The sequence below is a fragment of the Pirellulales bacterium genome (assembly GCA_036499395.1).
Taxonomy (GTDB): Bacteria; Planctomycetota; Planctomycetia; order Pirellulales; family JACPPG01; genus JACPPG01.
Map to the genome: position 1 here is coordinate 213,807 of DASYDW010000068.1, position 16,009 is coordinate 229,815.

The following is a 16,009-nucleotide window of genomic DNA, read 5'->3' on the forward strand; positions in this document are numbered from 1 at the left end:
TCACGGCTCCTCGCGCATCAGAGCGGCGGGTTGCGGGGCCATGATTTGAAACCAATTCTGCAATCCCTTCATAACGGCCTTGCCCGCCTTCGCGGTCTCGGTCTCCTTCTTCGAGCCTGCCTGCGAGGTACCCTCGGCCGGCGCCTCCTTGCCGGTGAATGTCAGCCGTAGCGATACCCCTTGCGTACCTTGCGCCTTCAGGATGACTTGATGGCGCTCGGGATCGCCCGAGATATCGAGCCCCTGTTGGACCGGCTGCGACAGCTTCTCGTCGTGAACGATCTTGCCGGTGCGCTTATCGACGCAAATGATTTCGGCTTCGACATTGTGCGATCGATTCTTGCGCTGGTCGTAGATGTGGGTGGCGAACGTCAACACCGGCAGCGCCGCCGGTTGGTACAGCGATAGTCCTTGGCGGTCGACTTGCATCGAGCCAATTTTTTTGCCGCTCGACCGATCGAAGATATAAACGTGCCCGGTGAGGAGCGGGCAGCCGATTCCCCCGACGACCGCTTGGCGGTTAATGCTGTTGCGCATCTGGACCGGACGATTCGTCGCCAGGATGTACTGCCCGGAACCACGGAGGACGTAGATCTCGCTTAGGTTGGGTTCGGGGGCGAGCTTTTCCTCGACCAACGCATGGCCATCGTTCAATGCGAGTAGCGCGAACTGGCCGTCGGGCGTCATGACGCCCACGGCTTCGTCATGCACGACCCAGGCCTTAGCCGAGGCGGGGAATTGTCGTTGCCAAATCGTTTTTTCGGCCCATGGATCCGTAACCGCCAGCTTTACGTGTCCGCGCTCCAGGTTCCAACTGACGACGCGGCGGCCAAGAGACAACATGCGTTGGGGTGACGCGGGAACTTTTCGCCTGCCTAGCTCAAAGCCGTCGAGCGCCCGGACCACTAGAGCGTCTTCGCTATTGGGTGGAACGATGAATAGCATTTCTTCGTCGCCGAAGATATCACTGCCTGGCTCGGTGTCGCTGCGCGTCCAGAGCGATTCACCGGTCAGTGGGCGGACCGCGATCACGGAGCGCATGCGCTGGTAGCAGGCCATGTCCGGCGTGACGGGGCCAATGCTGCCGAGCGGCCGGCCCAATTGGTCGGCGACGATCGGCCGCGGTACGGCCCACGGAACTTGAACGATGTGCGGCTGCGGTTGGAAGGGAACAGCCGACGCGCGCTCGATGAGGTCGTGCCGCCACAGGATGCGGGCGCCGTCATTGCCAGGCCCTCCCAGCGTGTCGATGGCCATGACCTGATAGGCCATGGAAACGAGCACCACATGCCCGCTGACGCGAGCCGGGCTCATTTGGCCGTTACCGAAAAACGTGTTGTTATTATTGGGGGCGTTCGAGTCGCGCAACGGCACGCGCCACCGTTCGCGACCCAGGCCGTCGAAGCCGACCAAGGATTGTTGCTGCTGATCGACGCACAGCGACGCGTGCTCGTAGAAAGGCGACAAGGGGCCGGTCAGGTCCAGGGCGAAATGGCGCGTCATGGTACTGGACGAAGTCTTGCTCTCTTCGCGCTCGACCGTGCCGATGGGCCATGGTTCGACGGTCGTCATCAGTTTGCGCACGTCGGAGTCTTCGGGCAGGATATCGGCGAGCTGCCGTCCTGTTTTACCATCGAGGCAGGGAACGTCGGCGTAACGATCGACGAGCCGCTGATAATAAATCGCGGCGTCATCGTACCGCTTGGCCTGGTCGAGAAGTGCCGCATATTGGGCCGTAGCCTTGGCGACTACCGACGCGTTGTCAGTAGATTCAAGGCGCCGCAGGATTTGCTCCGCTTCGGCGTAGGCCCCCTCATCGACCAGTCGCGAGAATAGTTGTTCACGCGCGGTGTCCCCAATCATGGGCAGCGTGCCGTAGTAGGCCAGGAACGTGCGCAGCGGGATCGGGCCGGCGGCCTGCAGGGCCGAGTCCAATCGTGTGCGGATCGTGCTTTCCATGGCGGCACGATCGGCTGGCGAGCCAGCATCGAGCAACTCGCGCAGGCGAGCCTGAACCCAACGATCGCGACGCACCGACAACACATGGTCGACCCGCTCGAGTTCGCTCGCGCCCCCGTCGGCGATGGCGATGCGCATATACGCTTCGAATGCGGCGGGCACATTGCCGGCGCTTTGCCAGCCAACAGCCACGAGGCGGAGGAAGGCGCCGCGCTGTGCCGGCTGTTCGATCAGTTTTTCGATGTCCGCTAACTGGTCTTTGTAGGCGGGGAAGTCGATGCGCATTCCTTCCAACAGCGCGTCGACCAGCAAGTCGCGCGTGCGAGGATCGGGTGCTACTTCGAAGGACTTTCGCAAGCTGTCGGTGGCGTCGCGGAAATTGCCTTCATCGAGCAGCAACTCGCCGCGCCGAGCCAGTGCCGCGGCGTCATTCGGGTTTGCGTCAATCGCGGCGCTGATTTGCTTCCACAGATCATCGCGCTGATCGAAGCGCTCGATGACGTCGATGCTTTGCGAGATCACTGCCCCCCGGTGACAGATCAGATTACCTGGTGCGGTACCGGTGCGCGATTTCGAGCGCGCCACGATCTGTCCGCTGTCGATGTCGATGGCGGCAACCTCGGCCGTCGACAAGGGAAGATGGTAGCGGCGACCGTTAAAGAACCCGCGACCGCTCGGAACGCTGCCCACCGGCAACGGTAACGAGGCCTCGCTCCAGCAAGGGAGCCCGTCTTTCAGGCCGAGGGCGCGGATCGAATTTCGCCCGATGACCAACACCTTATCATCGTCGACGCAACCGATGTACAAGCCGTCATCGCGAGGCTTTTGCCACAAGAGTTTTCCGTCCAGCAAGTTCAAGCAATGCAATTGATTCGACTCGGGCGGCGTGAGCAGCACATGGCCGCCAGCGATCGTTACGCTGGCATCGTTCCACCGATTTCCGACTCCGCCGTTATTTACCGCCAGCGCCGGATTGCGAATCATGCCCAGTCGTGTGGCGTCCGGCGTGTTCCCGTCATTACGGGCGTATTGGTAACCCCACAACAGCGAGCGCGTTGTCAGATCGAGCGCGACGATGGCCCCGGCCGCGGTTGGGCAGACCAGGACGCCATCGGAATAAGAAGGGGACAGGCCTGAGGAACGGCGCACTTGCTCCGTGCCTTGGATGGTTTCGAGGACGGCCAATTGCTGCGACCATTCGAACTTACCCGTCGCTGCGTCGAGGGCGACCAGGCGAATCTCGCCCTTCATTTCCGAAAGGGCGTAAACCTTGTCTGCCAAGGGTAGGGGGGCACCGAGGAAAAACGCGCCGGCCAACTCGGACTGGGGCTCGCCCTGCGGGCCACCGGCATCCCATTTCAATTTGCCCTCGGTGGCGATGTCGTACGCCGCGAGGCGATTGAACGAACGCGGACCGACCAATTGCGGCATGCGCCGGCCGTTTGGATTTACGACCTGCCACTGTTCGGGAAGGCCGAGCCCGGAATCGAGATCCTCGACGCAGAAGACGCGCAGCCCATCGCTGCTCATCGTGCCGTATGTCGTGTCCTCGTAGAGCCGATGACTGAGCCAGCGCGGTCCATTGGCGAGCGCCGGGTTGGGAACCTGGCGTGCGTTGCCGATGCGCGCCGGCTGGTTGATCGAATGCGACGGTGCTCCTGGATCGAGTAAGTGGCGAATCGAGTCGTCGACGGGTCCGGGCCAGACGCGTTTTCCGGTGGTGAAATTAACGGCCAGAAGCCCCCCGACGGTGCGCATCAAAACCAGGTCCTTTACCGCCAGCGGGTGCAGGCTGCAGAGCATGATGTTGCCCTGATCCTGCGAGGTATCGCGGAGCTGTTTGACCAGATCCTCGACCGGTGGGCCGAAAGTATCGGATGTGGGAATCGCCCAGCGTCGACTGAGCAGGGGGCTGCTACCGTTGCTGATCGTGTTCCGACTGGCGCTCCCGCGGTACATGGCCCATTGATCGCCGCCGTCGACCGCGGCTGCTGCCGCGACGTGCGCGAACTTGGCCAGCCAGGTGAGCGCTTCATCATCGCGATGAAATAACGGAACTTCCTTGCCCCCGACGATGACCCGAGTTACTCGATTCTGTTGCAGGAGCTGCGAAAGCGCCTCGCGCGCCTTGTCGCTCATACCAGCCTGCAGCCAACAGGTAGCGAGCTTGAGGGTCAAGGCGGGCTCGAACTGACCGGCGGCGGGCGTGCTTTGCAAACGCTTTAGCGACAGGGCCGCGGCCAGAGGCTGGCCATGGTCGAACTGATAGGCGGCCAACAGATAAGTGGCTTCGTAGCCGGCCGTCGTGTGGAAAAAACGTCGCGACACGTCGGTGAGCGCCGAGGCGTCCCCCTTCGCAATGGCCGCGTCGAGGCTTTGCCGCGCGGCGGCCCCGTAAAGCAATTCGTAGGCTTCGCGCCCGTCGCCCGATAGATCACCCAGCAAGCGCTGAGCTTCGGCCTTCAGGCTGCGATGAATCGGCTCGTCGCGCTTTGGTTGGAAAAAGTAATCCTCGGGGCCTTCGAGTATGTCTCCCAGCAGGTGGACCGCTTCGCCGTAGCGGTGCTCTTCGAGTAGATCCTGCGCTTTGGACAATCGCTGCAATGTGGCGCGATCGGCCGGAAAAAAGATCGGATCGTCCTCGAGCCCTGCGCCGGTTCCCACTTGACCAGCGCGGGCCCGCATCAGGACATTCGCCCCACCGCGAATCTGCAACGGACCGGGGAGCGGCCGGATTTTTGGCGCCTCTTGGGGAGCCTTTTCCGCCGGGGGCGCGGCGGGCTTGGGGTCGGCGTCTTTCTTCTCCGCTGGGGGCGCTTCCTTGGCCGGGGTCGGTTGCGGTTCGTCCGCCGCCACCCAGCGACCGGTGGTGAGCAGAGCTACCAGGGCAAGTGCCAGAACGGTCCCGCGCGAGGGTCGCGAGCCCGCGAATCCACCGTGATCCATGCGCCTTCCCTTTCCTACCGGTCGAGGCAGTGAATCGCCTGAAAAGTTGAATCGCCGCACAAGTCGTCGTCCGTAACTAACGCGTGCATGACGGTCCGCCAGCTATCGTTCCCGATCTCCGTAAGGGTTAGATAGTTTCAAGGGCGCTTTAGTTCTGCGATCCGCGGGGATTTATTCCGATGTCGGCACCGGGTCCAGAAGCCCGGCAGGAGAGCTTGCGCCTGTGGCGGCACGCCGTAAGACGAGCCTTAGCAATATCTTACATGACGAGGTGCGGACCTTCAAGTTTTCGGCACCCCCGCACGGCCGTTCAAGCCGATTGCCGGCACAGTCGCGCGGGGTGCGACACTCGTTGCGATTGCCCGGCTTGGGCCGACCGGGCATCGAATCACGGAGGACGAGCGCGCGTCCGCGGCGCCGACTACGAGCCCCGAAGAAGGGTGGCATGGATTCGATGGAATGATGGCCCGAGCGAGGGCGTGAAAGCGCGCGACAGTTGGTTCTGCGACGCACGCTGATGCGCGCCGCGCGGGGCCGATTATGCGCGTTGTATCGCGTGTGCAGAGCGCGCGACGTGTCGTTCGCAGCGGTTTTGCATGTAAAAATGCGGTATTTCCCGGGCGATTTGGCACTTTCTTGAAAATTTCCCGGGTTTTTTGGGTTGCTTTTTTGTTTTGATCTATTTTTAATCAGTCGCGACCGCTGCTGCGGCGGTCGAAGTCCTCACTAACCATTCGCAAGGAGGTTCACTCAGTCATGGCGAAAGCCACCGCAACCGCTGCCAAGAAAGCCCCGAGCAAGAGCGAGATCCTGAACAACATTTCGGCCGCCACCGGCGTCAGCCGAAAGGACGTCTCGGCCGTTCTCGAAACGCTCGCCGGCGAAGTTCGCAAGGCGCTCAGCAACCGTGGTCCCGGCGTCTTCGGCGTCCCGGGCCTGGTCAAGATCACGAAGAAGAAGGTTCCCGCCCGCGCTGCCAAGAAGAACGTTCCGAATCCGTTCAAGCCGGGTGAGACGATGGACGTCAAGGCTCGTCCGGCCTACAACAAGGTCGCCATCCGCGCCCTGAAGAACCTAAAGGATATGGTCTAAGCCAACTGGGTCTCATCGATCCTGGGTTTAAACCAACCTGAATTGAATCCACCAAGGGCCGCCTGAGGGCCGCTTAGCGGCGGCCCTCAGGCGGCGCATACGACGCGACCGCTCGGCCGTAGGCTCTCTCGCAAATCATCGTCGACAACGACGACCGCGAGCGGCAAACGGTCGAGCGGTCGTTTTTGTTTTAAAGCCGCATTGCCGTGAAGCCGCCGTCGACGTAGTAGGTCGCGCCGGTGATGAAGCTGCCTGCGGCGCGCGACAGCAGGAGTAAAGTCGCGCCGACCAATTCTTCCGGCTTGCCGAAACGGGCCATCGGCGTTTGGTTCATGATGTTGGCCGTGCGTTCGGCGTCGAGAATCTTGCGATTTTGTTCGGCAGGAAAGAAGCCGGGGCAAAGTGCATTGACGCGTACGCCGTGTGGCGCGAATTCCCGAGCCACATTGCGGGTTAGATTGACGACCGCGGCCTTGGACGCGGAATAGGCAAACACCCGCGACAACGGGCGATCGGCCGTTACGCTGGCGATATTCAAGATCGAACCACCGCCCTCGGATTCGATCATCTGGCGGCCAAAGATCTGGCAGCCCAGGTGAACCGCGGTCAGGTTACTGGCCAAGACGCGTTCCCACTCAGCGTCCAGCACGTCGAGATAGGCGCTGGCTGAATTGACGCCGGCGCCATTGATAAGCATGTCGACGCGACCATATTGCGTCAGCACGGCTTTCAATAAGGATTCGACCGACTCGCGATCGCTGACCTCGACCGGTGCGAACGAAGCGCTGCCGCCGGCCGTTTGAATCGCTCGAACACGTTCTGCGCCGCGCTCCGCGTTGCGCCCTGCGACCACGATCGTGGCGCCGGCGCGGGCCAGCCCTTCGCAGAGCGCGCCTCCGAGTACGCCGGTACCGCCCGTGACGACAGCGACCTGTCCGGTGAGGCCAAAAAGCTGGTCGAGATATTCGTTGGCCATCTTTTTGCCGTCAGGTCGCTAGTAAAAAAGAGGAATGCGAAGGTCGGTCGACTACGGCTTCGGCGGACGTCGCAGGCTTAGCCAATCGGAATGGAAGGTGCCTGGCCGATCGACGCGCGCGTAGGTGTGCGCGCCGAAGTAGTCTCGCTGTGCTTGCAGTAGATTGGCCGGCAGGCGTTCGCTGCGATAGCCGTCGTAGTAGGTGACGGCAGTTGTCAGGGCAGGGACCGCGACGCCCAGTTCGATCGCGGTGGCCACCACATGCCGCCAGGCTTCCTGCGACTGCGAAACGACGTTGGTGAAATACGGATTCAGCAGCAAATTTTCGAGCGACTTGTCGGCGTCGAACGCTTCCTTGATGCGATCGAGGAAGCGCGCCCGAATGATGCATCCGCCGCGCCACAGCAGGGCGATGTTACCGCAATCGAGCGTCCAATCGTGTTCCTTGGCCGCGGCCTGCATTTGCACAAACCCTTGGGCGTAGCTGCAAATCTTGGCGGCGTACAATGCCTGTCGAACTTGCTCGATGAACTTCTTGCGGTCCCCTTTGTACTCGGCCTTGGGGCCCGGCAGCACTTTGCTGGCCCGGACGCGTTGTTTCTTGAGCGCCGAAAGGCAGCGTGCGTAAACGGCCTCGGTCACCAGCGTGCTGGGCACGCCCAGGTCGAGAGCCAATTGGCTCATCCACTTGCCGGTTCCCTTGGCGCCGGCGGTGTCGAGAATCACGTCGACCAGCCGCCCGCCGGTCAGTTCGTCCTGTACGCTGAAGATGTCGCGCGAAATCTCGATCAGGTAACTGTCGAGGTCACCGCGGTTCCACTGGTCGAATATGTCGTAAAGTTCGTCGTTCGACAGATTCAGCACGTTCTTCAGCAACGCGTAGGCTTCGCAGATCAACTGCATGTCGCCATATTCGATGCCATTGTGAACCATCTTCACGTAGTGGCCGGCGCCGCGCGGCCCGACCCATTCGCAGCAAGGGATGTCGTGGTTCGGGCCCACCTTGGCGGCGATCGCCTGGAAGATCGGCTTCACCAGCGGCCACGCTGCCGCGCTGCCGCCGGGCATCATGCTGGGCCCTTTCAGCGCGCCTTCTTCACCGCCCGAAACACCGGTGCCGATGTACAACAGCCCCTTCGATTCGACGTAGCGCGTACGTCGCTCGGTGTCGGCGTAATGGGTGTTACCGCCGTCGATAATCACGTCGCCGGGTTCGAGCAGGGGGATCAAGTGTTCGATCACTTCGTCCAGTGCCGGGCCGGCCTTGATCATTAGCATGACCTTGCGCGGACGCTTCAAACTGGCCACCAGCTCTTCGACGGTGTGGCAGCCGACGACTTGCTTGCCTGCGCCGCGTCCGGCGACGAAGTCGTCTACGACCTTGGTCGTGCGGTTGAAGACGGCGATCTTATACCCGCGGCTCTCGATGTTCAGAGCCAGGTTTTCGCCCATCACGGCCAGGCCCATCAGGCCGATGTCACAGGTTTCTTTCATGGAGGTAGCCAGTCGTCAGTAGTCAGTAATCGGTCGTCAGTGGACTGTTGCCGGCGAGAGATAGTCCGATTCCAGTGGAATCGGTGATGTTATTTCGTTTGCCAGGGAGGGAGTTCCGGCAAGCATTGATCGAATTCGTGCAACAACTTGTCTTGATACTCTCCGGCGAACGTGCCGGCAAAGAAGCGGTCGATTCCTTCTTCGTACAGCCGCCGCCAGCTCGACTCTTCGCTGCCAGGATTGATCGGAAAGAACAATGCCTGATTCGCCACGGCTGCTTTGTAATCGCCAGGGGCGTCGCCGATCATCAGCGTATGGCCCGCCGAGTATTTGGCAGCCACGGTTAGTGTTTCTTTTTTCGTGCCGATCTCTTGTCCGCAGATCGCAGCAACAAATTTGTCGAGGCCATGCTCTTCCCACTCGCGTTCGAGCGCCTCGTTCGGCGTGGCTGAGACCACGAGCACGTCGGCGTGCCCCTGCAACTTTTCCAGGCATTCACGGACGAAAGGGAAGGGGGGGACGCCGCGCACGAAGTTGGCAATCGTCTCGTTGACGGCTTTCGACCAGGCCAGCGCTTGTTTCAGATCAGCGTCGCCCGATTTCTCCACGGCCGCGGCGAGCGCTGGGTTGGCCTGTTTCGTCTCGACCTTCAGCCAGGCCACCAGGCCGGCGGGCACGCGAATCTTGATGCCGCGAGCGGCCACTTCGGGACGCTTCTGCAACCACTCGAGCGCTTCGATCAGGGCCGGGAAGCGATTGATACCCCGGCTCTTCGAATACAGATTGACGAACTCAGCCGCCTCGCGTGCGTACTTGCTGACGCCTTGGAGTTCGTAGCTGTTAATGATGTTTGGGATGAAGCATTCTTTGTGCTTCAGCTCCATCGTGTCGAAGGCGCAGCCATCCGAATCGATGCCGACCAGGAACTTGTGCTTGGGGGTGATATCAAACATGCGTGGAATTCGAGCTTGTCGGCGTGAGAAGTAGGGGACGTTTTAATGTTGTGTGCGGCGCCATCATGGCGCCCTATTTTCGATCAGCCTCGGGCGTGTATTTCGGCAGCTTCTGGTCGGCGTAAATCGGCGAGAAGCTGGTCAATCGTTGCCGTCCGCCAATCATGGGCAGGCTGACCATGTCTTCGCCCACCAGCGGCTGCGCGTACTTCAGAAAATCATCGGTCACATCGCAGCCGTCGCCGGTGATCCATTTCGTCGGGAACGTGCGTTCGCTGTTGGCAACTTCCGAGAGCGAGACCTTGTCGTAGCGCGCCGAGTAGATATCCCCCGGCTCGCGCAAGATCGTCGCCATGTAGCCTCCTTCGCCGCGAGCTGCCAGCAGGGCCGCCATCTGCCCACTGCGGTACGCCTCTTCGAGGTCTACCGTCGAGGCATAGGCCATCGAATGCCGTTGATCGGTGCCAGAGACATTGCCGCGCGCGGCACCCTTGGCGGCCAGTCCGGCGCGATTCAAGTAATTGACGATCGTCTGTGCGACAGTCGTATGGCTGGAGCTGAACATGACGTGTCCGAACGAGTCTTTGACTTCGCCCAACTCGCCGACGTCGAAGCCCTCGCTGACCACGACCAAGCAGCGTCCAAATTGTCGCAGGCGATCGTTTACCTGATCGGCCAATTGGGCGAGCGAGCAAGGGCTTTCTGCCAGGTAAATCACCAGCGGCATCTGCCGTTCGGGATCAGCCAGTCGGGCGGCGGCCGGAATGTAGCCGATCTTGCGCCCCATGGCCTGCATCACCAGCACCGGATCAGCCGGGCTCGAGCCGGAATTCTCCTCATTGGCATTCTGAACGGCGTGCATCCAATACTTTGCCACCGAGCCGTAGCCTGGCGTGTGATCGATCAGCTTGAATTCGCTGTCGCCGACGTCGTTGTCGATGGTTTTGGGGACACCGACGGCCACCAGGTCCAGTCCACGCTCGCGTGCTAATGCCGCGATTTTGTGGGCGGTGTCCATCGAGTCATTGCCGCCGATGTAGAGGAAGTAACCGATGTCGTGCGCCCGCAGGACGTCGACGACGCGGTTGAAGTCTTCTTTTTGATTGCTGCGCAACTTGTACCGGCACGTACCAATCGAGCCGGCCGCCGGCGTGCAACGCAGTAGCGACACTTCTTCCGCAGGTTGCGCGGAAAGGTCGAGCAATTCCTCTTTCAAGACCCCTTCGATGCCGTGCCGGCCGCCGTAAACCGTGACGACCTCGCTCAGTTCGCGGGCGGTCTCGATGATGCCACGCAGGCTGTTATTGATGACCGGACTGGGGCCGCCGCTTTGGGCGATGACCATGTTGCGAGGGCGTGTCATATTTTCTGGCGCATCTTTTGTATTTCTGGCCGTGGAGCGGATCGCGATCGTCGGCGGAAGGTTGGACGGCGCAGGGGCCACGCCGTCGCTTTTGGGTCGGTTTCAAAGCCCGCGATTGTACCCCCGCACAAACGGGTCGGCAACGAGGCGGCTGACCACGTCCGCGATTGGCCGTATACTGATCGCTCGCGTGCGGCGAAGCGGATCGACTGGCGATCGTCGTCGGTCGATTCTGCGGTTAGTCCCCGGGATCCAGGTAACGTTGATCTCGTTATGCTCACCGAAGTCACGACGTACTATCTCGAAATCGTCGATCGCGCCGCGTTGCGGCCGGCGCGCGCACAAGCCGTGCCAGTCGAGATTCGGCAGGCGCGCGTTCCGCTGCCTGAATTGAACCGCTTTTTGTACGTGGCGGTCGGCCGTGATTGGCACTGGCGCGAACGGTTGAAATGGTCGCGCGAACGATGGCTCGAATACATGGGCAGGCCCGAGTTGGAAACCTGGCTGGCCTATGTCGACGGCACGCCGGCCGGCTACTACGAGCAGGACTTGCAGGCCGAAGGCAACGCCGAGATTGTTAACTTCGGGATGTTGCCGGACTTCGTGGCCCAGGGCATCGGCGGCCACCTGCTGACGCACGCCGTCGAGCGCGGCTGGCAGCGCGGCGCGCGACGGATGTGGCTGCATACCTGCACGCTCGATCACCCTCGGGCATTGCCCCATTACCTCGCGCGCGGTTTTCGGTTGTATGACCAGAAAACGATCACGCGCGAGGCTGACGCCGGTCCGCAGTCATGGCCCGAGGTTTAGCACGCGAGCCTGACGACCACGCGGTTGCCGTGGCTGGCCATGAGGGGACTCGTCGAACGACCTTGGTCGTCACGCCGCGCGACGATTTCGCGCCTGCTCGGCACGTTCGCGCATCAGGTCGCTGACGACCGATTCGACAACGCGATCGTGCGTCCGATTGCTGAGCATGTGCAGAGTGCTGGTGGCGAGCGTGGGACGAGCCTCGGCGACCGCGGCGACACGCTGGGCGACGATCGGACGGGCCTTCGCCCAGACGTAACCGCGAGCCTCGGCGTCTGTCATGGTCGGCACGCGCAGTTCGCACACCTCGCGCAGCGTGCCGTACGCCTGCCGAGCGAGCCGTTGTGTCACGTCGTCGATGATGCGAGCAGCGCGCAGATCAGCCAAGAAGGTGAGTAGTGCCATGGGTGCGGAGTCCTTTCCAATCAATCATGAGTTGTCGCGTTCGCGCGTCGCATTAATGACACGACGGTCATGCGCGAACGCCCTTGATATCAGCGGCAGCCGCGCTGGCTGCCGGTGCGAAATTCGCGTTTTCCGCCCAAGGCATCCCTGCCAGAGCCTGCCCGCACGGCGCGGCGGCCCAAAACGTTCCATCATTATCCACCAATCGAGCGGCGTGCCGGGAATCTTCAACTCTTCTGCTAGCGTCCGCAGAGTCGACGGGGGCGCCGGCACCGAATTTCGCTGATAGCTCGCGAGGACCGATCCCTATTGCGCACGGTACACGTCCATTCGTGGCGGCGAGCAAATGTCAGCATGGCAATGGTTTGCGAATCCCGTGGGCACAGAACATAAGCCGGATCAACGCGTGGTGCTAGCTGGGTGATTGGCGAAGTTCTGCTTTAGCAAGGCGTCCCTGGCGAAACTGTAAGGGATGCTAATTGCAGCAGGCATGACAACGATCAAGATTGCTGGCCTCGGGCGATGGAGACCGTGCTTTGGATTTTGGACACCATCAGGTCGGTTGGATCGAACTCATCGCGAGCTACGGTGAAGGCTTTTAAAAGAGGCGAACGACTTTGGATTATTCATCCGACAAGCGCCCAGCAGATGTCGCACCATCGTGCGTAGAGCGCATTGGTTCTACGCGACGAATCGCGCAGCGTAAGGGGGCGTGATCGCACCCCGTGTAATTGCATCTCCACCGGCAGTCGCAAAGACTCGTCAAGGGGAGCGTACACCGATTACCACCAAGGGCGGGTTTGCAAGATCGCGGCTGATCGACTTACAATGCGTCGCGTTCTCGGACGGGAAAATATTTGGTCGCATCGCCTGAGAATCGGAATCACAAAGTTTCCAGCGCCGGACATTTGTTGCCTGCCGGCGCTGAAGAACGAAACGCACCTTTGGGGAGTCGACATCATGTTGCGAAACGCGCTGAAGATTGCGTCGATTGTTGTTGTGGTCGGGCTTGCCGCCCAAGATGCAAACGCGTTCGGACACCGGGGAGGGTGCGGCTGGGGCCGCAACGGTTGCGGAGGTGGCGGCTGCGGATACGGTGGCTGGTACGCCGGCACCGGCACCGGCACATGGACCTACGGCGGCTTCGGCGGCTATCCCGGGTGGGGAGCGCCGGCGAATGGCTATGTTGGCGCACCAGGCAAAGGGTGTACGTTGCCCGCCCCTCGTCCCAACACGAATAGCACGAGCAGTGCCCAGCCCGCCTCGGATAGCGTGATGTTGACCGTGAACGTGCCGGCCGATGCCAAGGTATTCGTGAACGGTCGCGCGACGACAAGCACCGGCGAGGTTCGCCACTTCGGCTCTGCGGGTCTCGACCAGAATGCCACCTATCGTTACCAGGTGCGTGCCGAATTCGTTCGTGACGGAAAGCCGGTCAGCGAAGAGAAAACCGTGACGATGGTGGCCGGACAGAGCGGTTCGCTCGCCTTCAATGTCGTGGCGGGGACTCAGGTGGCCGACATCGGGGCATCCGCGCAGCGCTGATCCGGGCTGGCGTCGTTTCTGGCAATCGCCGACGGCGAAGCGATGCCGGGCGAATGCGATTGCGAGGGGTCTACGAGACCGCTAGACTGTGCGAGCGGACGGGGGGGAGGCACATGGGGATTTCGCGATGCAGGCCCTGCGTCGACTGGCCTTGCGGCTCCGGCGAAATCCCTCGATTATGGCAACAACGATCGCGGGATTGTTGTCGATCGAGCACCTTGCCCCTGCAAGGACACTTATTGCGGAACGGCATTGTAAGCGGGCCAGTGACGTTATTGCTGAAGCGGCGATGCCCTTGTAGATGCGATTTCCCTGGGAATGGCCGTGGTTGCCGGCACGTCGATCGTGGCCAGCGGAACTAGCGAAAATCGTAACCGTTTGTAGAATCGGCGAGTTACGAGACCTGGCGCTGTAGCCAAGTGGCTAAGGCAGCGGATTGCAAATCCGCCACCGTGGGTTCGACTCCCACCAGCGCCTCTCTTCTAAATGATGTTGGCGGCGACCGTTACGACGGCGCCGCCGACGAGCAACCGACAAGCGATTCGCTTGGTTCCCAAATGGTTGCACGAACTCCCGAGGATGCTGATCTCACGGAGCTGCGCGCGATGTGGCCGCGACTCTCGGAAGAAGATCGCCTGGCGCTCTTAAGCCTTGCGCGGCGATTTGAATGCGGCAACTCCCGGCCTTAGTATCACAACCCTAAGCGTGGTCATTGTGACCACGCCTAATCGACGCTCGGAGTGGCCCAATGCCTCAGTTAAAAGCTCCAGCTTCAGAACCGGTGCACAATGCACGAATTTCGGGAGGCTCACCGACGACCTCGCGAGCTCAGGTTCTTGGGCGGTTGGTTCGGAGAACGCCAGCCATCGCGGCGGCCGTTTGCTTCCTTGCCACGATCCAGCGGCCTCCGGGCTTTGCAGTCACGATAAACTACGTTGCACTGGCGGCGCTGCTTTGGTTCGCGGCCGGATTCGCGATAGGCCGCATCGACCTAAAATCAAAGGGCCAAAATGACCCTTTGAAATCGACCGCAGAGAAAAAGCTGGCCTCTCGATCGCTGCGGGCCATTGCCGTTGTCGCCGCGTGCGTTGCTTACGGCCGCTACCTCGACGAATATAATTCGCACTGGAACGAGGCTCACGCTTCGGGCGAAGCGACCGTCAGCTCCAGCTACGTCGACACCTATCGTCGCGGAGAAGAGAAGCCGGCATACAGATGGCTGCGGCAGGACATGTCGTGGCCTGACGGGCGGTCTACGTCTTTCATTTCAGAGGGACCGATGGCCGGCGAGGGGAAGCCCCACGGCAAATGGGAGCAACACAATCGGAAAGTTAGAGGGCCGGAGGAAGTGACTTTCTTCTGGTACGGCGATGAGATCAGCGAGGGGGAATGGCATCTACGAAAGCACGATTGAAAAACAACGGTCTGGCGTTTTGATTTTCGATCCGCGGCCACAGTTGGTATAACCGCTCGTTGTCGGGAACGGCCGCCTCATGAACGGTCGAACGAGCCCGGCGGCCGCTCGCCCTTCAAATCCCTTCCGGCGTCGGTCGCCTGGCTCGCGCCCGCGGGAAAGGATTAACCTGCATGTCAAAGGGCGGCGCGCAAAAATCAATCAACCAAGGTCCGGCTAAGAAGACGGTTGATGTCAGCTTGGATTTCCTCGACGTTCCTCTAGTCGAGTGGCTGAACGACCTTCATGACTCATCGTCAGAAGAGAGGTACCAAGCCTTTTTTCGACGTGCGAGCAGCGACACTTCGACGGTCGAGGAAGCGTATAACAAATGGGCTACGGCGTTTGCCATTCTGCAGATGGGCCTGCCTCTATCGGAGTCGGTGCAAGAACGACTCGAGCTCTGCTCGTATTCCCTCTCGGGGTTTATGCATGCCGCGTGCCGATCTCTTTCTGTTGATCCGCGTCCAATATCCAGTGCTCGGCGCGAGGTTTTCAAGAATCCAACTTCCGCAGCGGCGCGCGAGGCCATGGACATTGCTGTTAATACGTTTGAGGATCTTCTGACGCAGATATGGGTGCTTCGAGCGCCAAAGCCTGGGCCGCCGGCTAAACGACAGGCGACCGAAGGCTTTAGATCTAGTGATGACTTCGCGACCGTAATATGGAGGGACCGCGAATTTTATTTCACAGGGCTTCAAGCGAAAGCTGTGGAAGCTCTCTTCAGAGCTTTCGAAAACGGCGCCCCCAGTCTTCATCAAAGCAGTGTGCTTAAAGCGGCCGGATCGGACCAAAAATCGCTCGCGAGCCTCTTCCGCAACGGAAAACGTCATCCGGCGTGGCACACGTTGATTGTGGCGGGCAAAGTCAAAGGTTCGTTTCACTTGCAGATTCCCTAGAAAATCCTCGGCAAAAAACCATCAAAACACTTATCTGAGATTGCTCTCGCCGCAATTAGAATCTCGCCCGACATAGAAGATTTGTGTTTTTCTTCGATGATAAGGGGATTCTTA

The 16,009-nt window shown here is 60.9% G+C and carries 11 protein-coding genes and 1 tRNA gene; 6 read left to right on the forward strand and 6 right to left on the reverse strand.

What is annotated here, in order from left to right:
- Positions 1 to 4,905: a PQQ-binding-like beta-propeller repeat protein gene (locus VGN12_13530; GenBank protein HEY4310468.1), complete on the reverse strand. Its 4,905-nt coding sequence runs from the start codon at positions 4,903 to 4,905 to the stop codon at positions 1 to 3.
- Between the two features lie 756 nt (positions 4,906 to 5,661).
- On the opposite strand from VGN12_13530, the gene VGN12_13535 reads away from it, so the two are divergent.
- Positions 5,662 to 5,997, forward strand: coding sequence for an HU family DNA-binding protein (locus tag VGN12_13535; protein ID HEY4310469.1), 336 nt, complete (start codon positions 5,662 to 5,664; stop codon positions 5,995 to 5,997).
- A gap of 190 nt (positions 5,998 to 6,187) precedes the next feature.
- On the opposite strand, the gene VGN12_13540 is transcribed toward VGN12_13535, so the two are convergent.
- The 4 genes from VGN12_13540 to VGN12_13555 all read right to left on the reverse strand — a co-directional run bounded on the left by VGN12_13540 (position 6,188) and on the right by VGN12_13555 (position 10,783).
- Positions 6,188 to 6,973 (reverse strand): SDR family oxidoreductase, encoded by a 786-nt coding sequence (locus tag VGN12_13540; protein ID HEY4310470.1) that lies wholly within the window; start codon positions 6,971 to 6,973, stop codon positions 6,188 to 6,190.
- Positions 6,974 to 7,024: 51 nt separating this feature from the next.
- Positions 7,025 to 8,467 carry a decarboxylating NADP(+)-dependent phosphogluconate dehydrogenase gene (gene gnd, locus VGN12_13545; GenBank protein HEY4310471.1) on the reverse strand — a complete coding sequence of 481 codons (1,443 nt, stop codon included), beginning with the start codon at positions 8,465 to 8,467 and terminating at the stop codon, positions 7,025 to 7,027.
- Positions 8,468 to 8,556: 89 nt separating this feature from the next.
- Positions 8,557 to 9,420 (reverse strand): HAD hydrolase-like protein, encoded by an 864-nt coding sequence (locus VGN12_13550; protein HEY4310472.1) that lies wholly within the window; start codon positions 9,418 to 9,420, stop codon positions 8,557 to 8,559.
- Between the two features lie 73 nt (positions 9,421 to 9,493).
- Positions 9,494 to 10,783: a diphosphate--fructose-6-phosphate 1-phosphotransferase gene (locus tag VGN12_13555; GenBank protein HEY4310473.1), complete on the reverse strand. Its 1,290-nt coding sequence runs from the start codon at positions 10,781 to 10,783 to the stop codon at positions 9,494 to 9,496.
- 273 nt (positions 10,784 to 11,056) lie between these two features.
- Between VGN12_13555 and VGN12_13560 the strand changes: the two genes are divergently transcribed.
- On the forward strand, positions 11,057 to 11,593 hold the full coding sequence (locus VGN12_13560) for a GNAT family N-acetyltransferase (GenBank protein ID HEY4310474.1): 537 nt from the start codon (positions 11,057 to 11,059) through the stop codon (positions 11,591 to 11,593).
- Between the two features lie 69 nt (positions 11,594 to 11,662).
- Here the strand turns inward: VGN12_13560 and VGN12_13565 are convergent, their stop codons facing one another.
- A complete protein-coding gene (locus VGN12_13565) occupies positions 11,663 to 11,998 on the reverse strand; it encodes a hypothetical protein (GenBank protein HEY4310475.1) in 336 nt (111 codons plus the stop codon).
- A 960-nt stretch (positions 11,999 to 12,958) separates the two neighbouring features.
- Here VGN12_13565 and VGN12_13570 point away from each other — a divergent pair.
- From VGN12_13570 to VGN12_13585, 4 genes are all read left to right on the forward strand, one after another.
- Positions 12,959 to 13,543, forward strand: a complete 585-nt coding sequence (locus VGN12_13570; GenBank protein HEY4310476.1) for a TIGR03000 domain-containing protein — start codon at positions 12,959 to 12,961, stop codon at positions 13,541 to 13,543.
- 405 nt (positions 13,544 to 13,948) lie between these two features.
- Positions 13,949 to 14,020 (forward strand) — tRNA-Cys (locus tag VGN12_13575).
- 541 nt (positions 14,021 to 14,561) lie between these two features.
- Positions 14,562 to 14,957, forward strand: coding sequence for a hypothetical protein (locus VGN12_13580; protein ID HEY4310477.1), 396 nt, complete (start codon positions 14,562 to 14,564; stop codon positions 14,955 to 14,957).
- Positions 14,958 to 15,130: 173 nt separating this feature from the next.
- Complete coding sequence (locus tag VGN12_13585; GenBank protein ID HEY4310478.1) at positions 15,131 to 15,895, forward strand: hypothetical protein; 765 nt, start codon at positions 15,131 to 15,133, stop codon at positions 15,893 to 15,895.
- The last annotated feature ends 114 nt before the right edge of the window (positions 15,896 to 16,009 follow it).

Bases quoted from the DNA above. Each gene is read 5' to 3' on its own strand.
- VGN12_13530 (HEY4310468.1), bottom strand. From the start codon at position 4,905: ATGGATCACGGTGGATTCGCGGGCTCGCGACCCTCGCGCGGGACCGTT.
- VGN12_13535 (HEY4310469.1), top strand. From the start codon at position 5,662: ATGGCGAAAGCCACCGCAACCGCTGCCAAGAAAGCCCCGAGCAAGAGC.
- VGN12_13540 (HEY4310470.1), bottom strand. From the start codon at position 6,973: ATGGCCAACGAATATCTCGACCAGCTTTTTGGCCTCACCGGACAGGTC.
- gnd (HEY4310471.1), bottom strand. From the start codon at position 8,467: ATGAAAGAAACCTGTGACATCGGCCTGATGGGCCTGGCCGTGATGGGC.
- VGN12_13550 (HEY4310472.1), bottom strand. From the start codon at position 9,420: ATGTTTGATATCACCCCCAAGCACAAGTTCCTGGTCGGCATCGATTCG.
- VGN12_13555 (HEY4310473.1), bottom strand. From the start codon at position 10,783: ATGACACGCCCTCGCAACATGGTCATCGCCCAAAGCGGCGGCCCCAGT.
- VGN12_13560 (HEY4310474.1), top strand. From the start codon at position 11,057: ATGCTCACCGAAGTCACGACGTACTATCTCGAAATCGTCGATCGCGCC.
- VGN12_13565 (HEY4310475.1), bottom strand. From the start codon at position 11,998: ATGGCACTACTCACCTTCTTGGCTGATCTGCGCGCTGCTCGCATCATC.
- VGN12_13570 (HEY4310476.1), top strand. From the start codon at position 12,959: ATGTTGCGAAACGCGCTGAAGATTGCGTCGATTGTTGTTGTGGTCGGG.
- VGN12_13585 (HEY4310478.1), top strand. From the start codon at position 15,131: ATGTCAAAGGGCGGCGCGCAAAAATCAATCAACCAAGGTCCGGCTAAG.